7 protein-coding genes are annotated in these 11,777 nt (G+C 53.4%); all 7 read left to right on the top strand.

Translation table 11 applies throughout. The annotated features are described in order from the left end of the window. Positions 1-226, top strand: a 226-nt coding sequence (locus tag L8H52_RS19850; protein WP_242208276.1) for a hypothetical protein, incomplete at its 5' end; no start/stop codon positions are given. Further along, entirely contained in the window at positions 223-4,908 is a 4,686-nt protein-coding gene (locus L8H52_RS19845; protein WP_242208277.1) for an RHS repeat-associated core domain-containing protein, read from the top strand. The genes L8H52_RS19850 and L8H52_RS19845, both read left to right, overlap by 4 nt. After that, positions 4,898-5,380, top strand: coding sequence for a DUF4265 domain-containing protein (locus L8H52_RS19840; RefSeq protein ID WP_242208278.1), 483 nt, complete (start codon positions 4,898-4,900; stop codon positions 5,378-5,380). The genes L8H52_RS19845 and L8H52_RS19840 overlap by 11 nt, the downstream gene beginning before the upstream one ends. Before the next feature lie 163 nt (positions 5,381-5,543). Beyond that, positions 5,544-5,909 (top strand): hypothetical protein, encoded by a 366-nt coding sequence (locus tag L8H52_RS19835; RefSeq protein ID WP_242208279.1) that lies wholly within the window; start codon positions 5,544-5,546, stop codon positions 5,907-5,909. Positions 5,910-5,994: 85 nt separating this feature from the next. Further along, complete coding sequence (locus tag L8H52_RS19830; protein WP_242208280.1) at positions 5,995-6,258, top strand: PAAR domain-containing protein; 264 nt, start codon at positions 5,995-5,997, stop codon at positions 6,256-6,258. 118 nt (positions 6,259-6,376) lie between these two features. Then, positions 6,377-10,957, top strand: coding sequence for an RHS repeat-associated core domain-containing protein (locus L8H52_RS19825; RefSeq protein ID WP_242208281.1), 4,581 nt, complete (start codon positions 6,377-6,379; stop codon positions 10,955-10,957). Next, a complete protein-coding gene (locus L8H52_RS19820; protein WP_242208282.1) occupies positions 10,958-11,473 on the top strand; it encodes an Imm15 family immunity protein in 516 nt (171 codons plus the stop codon). Positions 11,474-11,777: the final 304 nt, after the last annotated feature.

Below are 11,777 nucleotides of genomic sequence, written 5' to 3'. Positions count from 1 at the left end.
TGTTCAGACGGCACAAGGTGCAATGCAAACGGCGCAACAGGTCAAAGGTGCTGTACAGGGCGGAGTGGCTGGCCTGCCAAAACTGGCGAGTGCGGCAATGCCTAGTGCATCGAGCATCCTTGGTGCAGCAAGCAAGGCGGGCAAGCTGCCAAGCCTGCCGGCCCCGTCCTTGCCAAAACCTTCGCTCAAAGCACCTGGCCTATTGAATGGAGAGGTGCTGTCATGACTGAAGCTGCCGTTGCTAAGAAGCGCGAGCCGCAGGTAGCCGTTGTTCCGCTCAACACGCTGGACGTGCAGGACGTAGGTCGTGGTGCTGCTCGCTTTGATGCCTGGTTGCGATCCATCAGCGGTGACGTGGTCACGCTCGATCGAATCAAAGGGGTCGCCGGATCATTGCCGGTTGTAGGCAACATCATGGCGCTGGTCGACGCGCTTGGCGACATCGTCACGCTTACCAAAAGCAAGCAGCGGGAGTTGCTTGATTGGGTCAGCCTAGGGATCAACCTGATCGGTGTTTTGCCAGCCCCTCCTACCATGGCTGCTGCTCGTATGAGTTTGCGTCCGACCTTGTTTTTGGTACGTCAGGAATTGCGTAATAGCGCCAAGATGCTGTTGGGCGATTCAATGATCGAAGTGCTGGTCGGGCACTTGAACGCCACCATCGTCGGCACGATCGATGACTTCGTGAAACAGGCTCAAGGCAAGCTCTCGGGCATTCTCGCCGATGCTGGAAAACTCGGCGAGAGTGCAGTCACCGAAATCGCAAAGGGTCTCGAGGCCGTTGTAAATGGCAAGCTCGATTCAAAAGGCGATGCGCGCGCGGCGGGACAGAAGATCACGGCGGCGGGCAATCAGCTCCTCAGCGATCCCAAGGCAGCGATCAGCAATATCTTTGGGGCTGCATTCAGTGCCTACAAAGCCGTAGGTAAAGGAGTTGCCAACAGCGCGGCGAGGAATCTTCTGCCGGACCAAGCAAAAAAACTGGTGATGACGCACACCGGTACATTGAGAGCGATGGGGCCGGAGATCAAAACCCAAATGAGTAAGTTGGGTGACCCGGGAACGCGCCACTCCATCGGTTGGTTGTTGCAAATGCTCAGCGGTGCTGTGGTGACTTGGCGCAAGCGTCGTGGGCATGGGCAGAGCGCTAGCGTTAAACCCAATGCGACCAGTAAGGCGCAGAACAAAGCAGGTGAAGGGCGGCTCGAAGCCAGCAGCCGTCAGGCTCCTGCGAATGCCAACGCCAATGGCCAGAAAAATGGTGCATGCGCGGGTACTTGCAACAGTATTAGCTTCGCATTGGGCTCCGAGTCGCTAAGCCATACCGATTTCAGCCTTCCAGGTCCGTTTCCTATTGAATGGGTGCGTACCTACAGCTCCCGGTTCGATGCTTTTGACAATGGCGAATTGGGCGCTCGGTGGCTGACAGAGTTCACTACGCGTTTCGACTGCAAGGGAGATGGTCTGATTTTTTTTGGAGCCGATGGTCGTAGCATCGATTTCCCTCTGCCTAAGGTAGGCCTCTTTCACTATGACGCCGTTGAAAATCTCACGCTGGTTCGCTCCGGTGAGGATCAACTGCTCGTTTGCTTCGGTTTTGAACGCAAAGAAACCTATGTCCGTCGTGGCCGTTCCTTCTGGCTGACGGATGTCAAAATGCGCAGTGGTGCCGGGCTGATGCTGCACTACGAGCATCGCCACGGGGATGCCCTGGTATTGTCTGACCTGATCACCTATCAAGGGGATATCACGAAGGTCCACTTGCACGTTGGAACCCTGCTTGATGATCAAGGACGGTTGGCCGGACTCTGGGAGATCCGTGACGGCGCGCCCGTACGGCAATTGTGTAATTACCATTACAACATCCACGGCGATCTGATCCAGGCACAGGATGAAAACGGTGCTGCCTGGAGTTATCAGTATCAGCACCACTTATTGACTCGATATACCGATCGCACCGGCCGAGGTTTGAATCTGGAGTGGGATGGCCACACGTCGCACGCCAAGGCTGTGCGCGAGTGGACGGACGACGGCAGTTTCGATACCCGCCTGGAGTGGGACGAAAATATTCGTCTGACGTACGTCACTGATGCCCATGGTAACGAGACTTGGCATTACTACGACATCAAGGGATATACCTACCGGATTCGGTATGCCGATGAACGTTCAGAGTGGTTCTTTCGCGATGACGCGAAAAACATCATTCGTCACGTTCATACAGACGGTACCTCCGATCGATACAGCTATGACGAGCGCGGTAATTTGCTCGAACACATCAGTCCCGACGGCAGTGTCGCTCACTACGCCTACGACGATCTCAATCAAATGATCAAGGTTAGTGATGCAGAAGGCGGGCAGTGGCAGCGAGCTTACGATGATGCCGGTAATTTGGTGGAGTCGGTCGATCCTCTTGGAAACAAGACGGAGTATGCCTACGACAAAACCGGTCAGTTGATCGCTATCAAGGATGCAATCGGCAACGAGAAAGCGCTTGAATACAACGATGCTGGTCAGCTTCTGAAATATACCGACTGCTCTGGCAAGACCAGCGAATGGGAATACAACGATCGCGGTCAGATGATGTGTTTTACCGATGCAGCAGGACTAAGCACCGAGTATGAGTACAAGGCTGGACATATCGCCTTGATTACGCATCCAGATAAAACCGAGGAGCGATTCGAGCGTGATGCCGAAGGGCGTCTGCTTGCTCATATTGACGGTCTGGATCGCTGCACGACATGGAGCTATAACGCTGCCGGGTTGGTTGCCGAGCGCGTAGACGCCTGCGAGCAAACGCTTCGTTACCGTTGGGACCGGCTAGGCCGTCTTATAGCGCTGGAAAACGAAAACGAACAGCGCACCCAGTTTAACTATGATCCTGTCGGAAGGTTGCTTGAGGAAAAAGGATTCGATGGCGTTGCTACGCGCTATCAGTACGATTCTGAGAGCGGACGTTTGGCGAGAGCCATCAGCGGTGAGCGCGTCATTTCGATGTCGTTCGACCCCATGGGACGGCTTGTCGAACGCCACGCGAGTTTGGGCAATACGTCTCAGAGTGAATCCTTTGCGTATGACGGTAACGGCAACATGGTTTTGGCCACGAATGACCAAAGCCGATTGCTGTGGTTCTATGATTTGGCCGGTAATCTGATCAAAGAGCATCAGCATTATCAGAGTCTGGATGCACCGCTCGTAGCAATCTGGAGGCATGAGTACGACCCCCTCAACCAGTGTGTCGCTACGACCCGCCCGGATGGTCACCGGGTAAGCTGGTTGACGTACGGCAGTGGGCATTTGCTTGCATTAAAGCTGGATGATCACGAGTTGGTCGGTTATGAGCGAGATGATCTACATCGTGAGGTCGTTCGTCATCAAGGCAATCGGCTGCGCCAGACTCAACAGTGGGACCCGGCAGGTCGCCTGCAGGAGCAATTGCTAGGCCGAAGTGATGACAACTCCACTTTGCTGAAGCGCGAATACAAATACGATGCGGTCGGCCAGTTGACCGAGCTAAACGACACGCGTCGCGGACCGCTGACCTATCGTTACGATCCAGTAGGACGGTTGATCAGTGCAGCAAGCCGGCTCGGGGTTGAAAAGTTCGCTTTCGATCCTGCCAGTAACCTGCTCGACGAGAAGGTGACAGAAGTACGCCGGCCTCTTGATCAGGCCCCAATACGTAGCCGGTTGGTAGACAATCTTCTACGTGAATACGTCGGCACCCATTACGAGTACGACGATCGTGGCAATCAGACGCTGCGTTGGCAGAATGGTCAACGCAGTCGATTGCAATGGGACCTGTTCGATAGGTTAGTTCATTTCGAGGATGATCGTCTCTCGGTCAAATATGCCTACGACGCCTTGGGTCGCCGGCTGTATAAGCATTCAACCGCCCATTATACAAATCGTCCTGAGGCAGGTTCCCACTGGAATAAAAATGAGCAGGGGCGTGTTCAGCGTTTGCTTGGCTGTGGCCTGACTTTGTACGGTTGGGACGGAGATAATCTCTCTTGGGAAAGCAGTCCTGCGCCTGTCGATGGGGGGACTGGGCGCACAGTCCATTACGTTTATGAACCCGGCACGTTTGTTCCGGTGGCTCAAGCGGTCAGACACGTCTCGATTGATCTGTTAAATCAGCCTGAATATGTCGCTGGCGAGAGTCTTGAAGATGACCCGCTTTGGAGTCACGTACCGAAAGCACAACCGTTTGAAGCCTTGGCCTGGTATCAGTGTGACCATTTAGGCACACCGTTAGAGCTAACCGATCAGGATGGTCAAGTCGCCTGGAGCGCCCAGTACAAGGCTTGGGGCCAGGTTAAAGAACACACATCAGCCTCAGCAGTACAGCAGGGGCTGAGCAATCCAATTCGTTTCCAAGGTCAGTACCACGATCACGAAACAGGCTTGCACTACAACCGATACAGGTACTACGACCCCCATGTAGGTCGCTTCATTTCAAAGGACCCGATAGGTCTGATGGGTGGCATAAACCTTCATCAATACGCGCCTAACCCAACCCAATGGGTAGACCCTTTGGGGCTGGTGAAGAAACCGCCATCCAAGCGCGCCCTAAAAGACGGCGCTGGAGCCTCGCCTCAAGATATCGCTGCGAGTAAGGTCGGAGGAGGCAGCCGAAAAGGGCAGGGGGCATGTCGCAAAAAACTCATCGATAAAAGCAAGCCGGTGGGCGTTTACAAGTGCTGGCGGTGCGGGCATACCTCAACAAATCCTGATGACATGCACTTGGGGCATAAAAATGTGGCCACCTCAAATGGCGGCAACCTGGCCGATGTCAACGTAGATCTTGAGGGCGCATCGTGTAACCTGAGTGCGGGAAATAGCGGTTACGTGAAAGAAGGCATGTCGTGTGTCGAACGTGGAAGTTGTGGAGCGCCATATGGACGATAAAAAATTGCCTGTTCTGATTCAGGTGTTTGTATCAAATGACGATAGCCCTGTATTCGAGGAACTCCCCGCTATTGCGATGGGGTCGGATACTTATGAGCTGCTGTCTTCACCTGGTCTTGCGTTGAATTTGGCTCGAGGTGACGTCATCTCGATCAAGAATAAAAACACCCACGCCGAAGTCCTGAAGCGCGGTGGGAATTTTTGTATTCATATCTACGCCGACTACATTCCCGAGGAGGTCATTGCACAACTCGAAACTGATGTTGGCCGTGAGCTGGGTGGAACGCTTGATGGCGTTTTCGAAGGCAATCTCTCGTTGGCTGTGCCTTCAAGCAACGGCATGGACAAAATCAATGAGTTTTTTGATCGGTTTCGCGAGAAAACGGGGCTCGAATGGTATTACGCCAATATCTATAAAAATATTGATGACGAAGATGATGAAACGCTTCTGAATTGGTGGCTGCAGAGCTGACTGGTTTGAGAGGAGTTCTGGTTGGCTGCTTTCAACGCTTGGGAGAGTGAGCTTTCAGTCAACGGTACTCGATCGACCATGGACCCGCGGACCGATGTGTGAAGTCGGTGGGTGCTTGGTCGATCGACGTTGGGCATGGTGTGCTATCTCGGATATTCAAGTCATGAGTGAGAAATCGTGGATCAAAATGCCGAAGGTTGATGCGATTTTTCCCAACGCCTCTCAGAAAGAGGTCTGCGATAAGTTCGGTATGCCTGCGCAGGTACCTGAACCGATCGTGGCCTTGGCTACAGAGTCAGTAGGTCAATCACCGATCTACGGCACTCGAGTGCAGATACCCGAGGGATGCAATGTCAGCTGGTTCATACATTGCGGTGAATACTCGGAAGCGGACGATTTCTATAAACCGGTTCACATCAGCCATGTCATCGAAACGTTGCCCCAGGTGTTGAATTATTTATGCCTACCGGTCGGGGCCAAATTCATCATCGATGACTCAGGGTATGAAGATGTTTGGAAAGCCGAGTAAGTGTTAAGAGGTTCAGCGATGGCCAACCTGTTTTCATTGTTCGACGGCCGAGATGTAACCAAGATTTAGTCAAAGGAGTGACACCATGAAAGATGTAATCCGCTTGGGCGACTCCACCACTCACGGTGGCAAGGTGCTCGAAGCATTCTCTCGAACCGACCTCAACGGCAAGCCCATTGCAGGTGTCGGTCACAAGGTGAGCTGTCCACTGTGCAAGGGGGTTTTCCCTATTGCTGAAGGCAGCAGCACCTACACCGTTGATGGCACGCCCATCGCTCTGGACGGCATGAAAACCGCTTGCGGAGCTGCGCTCATTGCGAGCGGTCCGAAGGGCGCAGTGGTCAGTTGATCCACCTAAATAGACCCGGGCTCAATTGCTAGAGAGAGGCGACTTTCTGTCGGCTCCTCAAAGGCGATACGCCTCGTGACATTCCGAATTTCCAAGCCTGCTCGCTGAAGACGCTCCCATGACGACCAATACCTCTGTCGCAACCAAACGTGAACCCCAAGTCGCCGTTGTTCCCCTGAATTTGATCATGGTCGAAGACGTCGGGCGCAGTGCTGCTCAATTCGATGCCTGGTTGCGAGAGATCAGTGGTGATCTGGTCACCTTGGAGCGCATTAAAACAGTGGCAGGGGCTCTACCTGTTGTCGGCAACATCATGGCATTGGTCGATGCGCTGAATGATGTCGTAACGCTTTCCAACAGTCCGAGACAAGACCCTCTAAATTGGGTCAGCTTGGGGATCAACCTGATCGGTGTTTTGCCCATGCCGCCGAACATGGCCGCCGCGCGCATGAGCTTGCGACCGACGCTGTTCCTTGTTCGACAGGAAGTCGCCAAGGTCGGAAAGCTGGTCTTGGGTGATGCGTTGATCAACGTGGTGGTTGGTCATCTGAACGCTGATATCGTGGGCGTGATCGATGATTTCGTTAAGCAGGCACAAGCCAAACTTAAAGAGTTGCTCAGTGACGCAGGAGAACTGGGCGAGAAAATTCTCAACGAAATTGCCGTCGGCTTAGAGAGAGTTGTAAACGGACAACTCGACGCCAAAGGTAATTTGAAAGCCGCACAGCAGATGGCAAGTGCTGCCAGCAGCCAGTTGCTCCATGATCCTTTGAGCGCAATCAGTAACATTTTTGGCGCCGCGGCGAACGTTTATACGGCGGCCGGCAAAGGTGTTGCCAACAGTGCGGCCGAGCATCTCCTGCCAGAGCAAGCGAAGAAGAAAGTTCTTGTTCATACGAAATCGCTGCGCGCGATGGGACCTGAGTTGCGCACCCAGTTGAACAAGTTGAGTGACCCGGCCGTTCAAAGCTCGATTGGCGCGCTGTTGGTGGTGCTCGCCAGCGCCGTTGCAGCGTGGCGCATGCGCAATGCGCACGGGCAGGGCGGCAACGTCAAACCAGGCATGACCAGTCAATCCCGACGCGTTGCTAGCGACGGCAAGGTTGAAGTCAGCCGGGGTGAATCAAAGCCGAAGTCGCGCCCTAATGACGAGAAAAACGAAGTGTGTCCTGCGACCTGTAAGCGCATCAACTTTGCCATGGGTACAGAGACATTTGATCACTCGGATTTCAGCCTGCCCGGCACATTTCCCATTGATTGGACACGCACGTACTGCTCAGACCTTGGCGCCTATGATTCGGGCATCTTGGGAGCGCGCTGGATCACATCGTTTACGACGCGCATCGATGAGCAGGACGAAGGCCTGGTGTTCCACGATGCAGACGGTCGAAGTCATACCTATCCGCTACCCAAGATCGGCCAATTCCATTACGACGCGATAGAGAACATTACCCTGCTGCACGTTAGCGAGGGTCGGTTACTCCTATGCCGTGGTTTCGAGCGCAAGGAAACCTACAGCCGTCATGGGCGCAGTTACATGCTGGTCAGTGTCGAGTTACGCAATGGCGCCGGAATCATGTTGCATCATGAGCATCGCCACGGCGATGTGCCGGTCTTGTCGGACCTGATCACCTATCAGGAACATGACATCACCAAGGTTCACCGCCACATCGGCACCATGGTTGATGGCTATGGCAGGTTGATTGGGCTGTGGGAGATCTGTGATGGCGTCCCACAGCGTCAGCTATGTGCCTATGAATACGATGCACAGAGCGACCTGGTTCTCGCCCAGGATGAGAACGGTGCGGCTTGGTCGTATCAGTATGAGTATCACCTGATTACTCGCTACAGCGACCGGACCGGGCGCGGCATGAATCTGCAATGGGATGGCACAGGCGCTGATGCCAAAGCTGTGCGCGAATGGGCTGATGACGGCAGTTTCGACACCCGTTTGGAATGGGACGAGAACATTCGTCTGACGTACGTCACGGATGCTCACGGCAACGAAACGTGGCACTACTACGACAGCCTGGGCTACACGTATCGGATTCGACACGCCGATGGCTTGTCGGAGTGGTTGTTCCGAGATGAGGCGAAAAACGTAGTCCGGCATGTGCATCCGGATGGGGCCACTGATCGCTATAGCTACGACGAGCGCGGCAATCGGCTTGAGCATATTCGCGCTGACAATAGCATGGTGCACTTTGCCTATGACGACCATGACCAATTGATCAAAATCATGGACGCAGAAGGCGGGCTCTGGCTGCGCGCCTATGACGATGCCGGCAACCTCGTCGAAACGGTCGATCCGCTCGGCAACAAGACTGAATACGCCTATGACAAAAAAGGTCTGCCGATTGCCATCAAGGATGCCAATGGCAATGAGAAGACCCTCGAATACAACGACGCGGGTCAATTACTCAAATATGTGGATTGCTCGGGCAAGACCAGCGCATGGGAGTATGACGATCGTGGCTTGATGATCTGTGCAACGGATGCAGCAGGGCAGAGCACCGAGTACGAATACAAGGCTGGGCAGGTAGCGCTTATCAGGCACCCCGACAAAACAGAGGAGCGTTTTGAGCGCGATGCTGAGGGTAGGCTTCTGGCTCATGTCGATGGGTTGGATCGCTGCACGACCTGGAGCTACACGGCGGCGGGCTTCGTTGAAGAACGAGTGGATGCTGCGGAACAGACTTTGCGGTATCGGTGGGATCGGCTGGGACGTTTGCAAGCGCTGGAGAACCAGAACGAGCGCTCGGCGCAATTTCTCTACGACCCAGTAGGACGCTTGTTGACAGAAACAGGCTTTGACGGGCGCCTGACTCGCTACCATTACGACATCGCTTCTGGACGCCTTTCAAAGGTCGCTACCGGTGACCGCATTGTGACGGTAGCGTACGACGAGATGGGCCGTGTAACGGAGCGTCTTGCTTCGCTTGGCGATCAGTCTCAAGCGGAGCGTTACGCCTATGACGGCAGGGGCAACATGATTCTTGCCAGTAACGCAGACAGCCGAGTGCAGTGGTTCCATGACCTTGCCGGCAATATGGTGCGCGAGCATCAGCATTACCTTGGTTTGGAGAAACCACTGGTTGCTGTGTGGCAGCATGAATACGACGTGCTTAACCAACGAGTTGCCACGATTCGTCCTGACGGTCATCGGGTCAGTTGGTTGACCTACGGCAGCGGTCATCTCTTGGCGTTGCGCCTGAACGAACATGAGCTGCTGGGCTATGAGCGTGACGACATGCATCGCGAAGTGGCTCGGCATCAAGGCAATCGTCTTGTGCAGACGCAGAAGTGGGACCCGGCCGGGCGCCTGCAAGAGCAACTGTTGGGGCGTAGTGACGACAAGTCGGTTTTGCTTAAGCGTGAGTACGCCTATGACGCCGCAGGCCAGCTAAACGAAATCAAAGATACGCGCCGTGGCCAATTGTCCTACCGCTATGATCCGGTGAGCAGGCTGCTAAGCGCAGTGAGTCGTTTGGGTGTTGAAACCTTCGACTTTGACCCGGCGGGTAACCTGCTCGACGAGAGGGCGGCAGAGAGTCGGCGGCCTTTGGAGTTGACTCCCCCGCGCAGCAAGTTGGTCGATAACCTGCTGCGTGAGTATGCAGGGACTCACTACGAATACGATGAGCGTGGTAACCAGATCAAGCGTTGGCGCGATGGTGCTTACAGCCAGATGCGTTGGGATATGTTCGATCGACTGGTGCATTTCGAGGACGCCAGGCTTTCGGTGGAGTTTGCCTACGACGCCCTTGGGCGGCGTCTATTCAAGAACTCGAAGGTCCACTACAAGCAGCGGCCGGCGGCAGGCTCACTGTGGAATAGCGCAGAACACGCACGTTTACAGCGAGAGCATGGCTGTGGCTTTACGTTGTACGGTTGGGATGGCGATAACCTGGCTTGGGAAAGTCGTGCTGCTCAGCAGGACGGGGAGGCGGGGCGTACCATTCATTATATGTTTGAACCCGGAACGTTCATTCCTGTAGCTCAGGCGATGTCGAATCATTCCATTAATCTGATGGGATTGCCTGACTACGACGAGGATTACAGCTTAGAGGATGATCCGCTCTGGAATCGTTCCGTAGTATCGCCTCCTGTCGATGTATTGACCTGGTATCAATGCGACCACTTGGGCACGCCTCAGGAGTTGACCGATCAGAACGGTGATGTGGTGTGGAGTGCTCAGTACAAGGCTTGGGGCGAGATACGGGAGGAGCGGTCGCAATGGGCGAAGCAGCAGGGTATTGCTAACCCTGTCCGATTCCAGGGGCAGTACCATGATCATGAGACGGGGCTGCACTACAATCGCTATCGCTACTACGATCCGATGGTCGGGCGCTTTATCAGCCAAGATCCGATCGGTTATGCAGGTGGGTTGAACCTGTTTGAGTACGCTGCGAATCCTTTGAACTGGGTCGATCCGTTGGGATTGGCTAAAAAAGGCGCACAGTCGGGCGGCACGCCGAAGCAGGCCCAATCAAAGGTTAGAAGAGGTCAAGCACCGGCGGAAATCACTCGTATTGATGAACCAGAACAGAGTGTACCTAGTAGCCAATGGCACGCACACTGCAAATGTGGGTCGGGATACAATCTCGACGGATCAATACATGATAAAGGAAAAGGGGATGTGACCTTCTCCAAGAAAACAAAAGAATGGTTGAACGATCACGGATGGAGCATCCCTTAAATGAAGTTGGCTGAGATTTATAGCAAGATAATAAGTAAAGAGCCGTATAATGATATGGCTGTATTCTTTGAGAGCTATGAAAGCTTCGAGGAAATACCACTTGTGTCTAGATACAAGCGGTTGGACTTTTTAAAAAAAGAGATGAGCAACGAAAGGGTTTCCGCAGTTCTGGCTGGGGCTGCTATTTTTTTGATGAATTTGATAAGGGTAATGGGGCCGGCGGGTACGCTAAATTTCTACGCCATAACCTTTACCGATTTTGACAGCCTGGATGATCAAGATGTAATTATTCCAAATATCTTTGTCTATCCAACGCCAGCTTCAGTCGGTTTTCTGGATAAGCTCAAAGAAAATAGTGGTGGAGTTACCTCTCAGGAAATGAAGGAGGTAAAAGATTGTTTTGATAAGTTGGGTAGCAAGGCGCTTTTCGATTTTTATGAAAGCAGATTTTATGACTCTGCATGCGGCGAAGATATCATTAGGATTTATGCAGTCCCGAAAAAAGATTTTGGGTAGAGTTATCAGTTTTTGTTTAGTTGTTCCGACAGTAGACGCGCAGCACTCCGAGGGTGCTGCAATCTAGGACTGTATAGATGGTGGTAACCAATCAGATTTTGTCTGTCGTGCGCTCAATTTATGGGTAAGCGCTGTGTGTGCAGAGGTGAGTGAATGAGCGATCAGAAAGAAATTCAAGAAATTGAATTCTAGAGGAGAATCTGCTTGCCGCTGGTGTATCGATTAAATAAATTGGTACGTTGTTATGCGAGTTTTTTACGCAATTTGATTGAGAAAGTTGCACTACGTGGGATTTCCTCTGAAA

The organism is Pseudomonas sp. CROZ-RG-20F-R04-15 (genome assembly GCF_022662375.1).
Taxonomy (GTDB): Bacteria; Pseudomonadota; Gammaproteobacteria; order Pseudomonadales; family Pseudomonadaceae; genus Aquipseudomonas.
The sequence above is the reverse complement of the archived record's forward strand: the minus strand, read 5'-3'. Positions and strand labels throughout refer to the sequence as shown.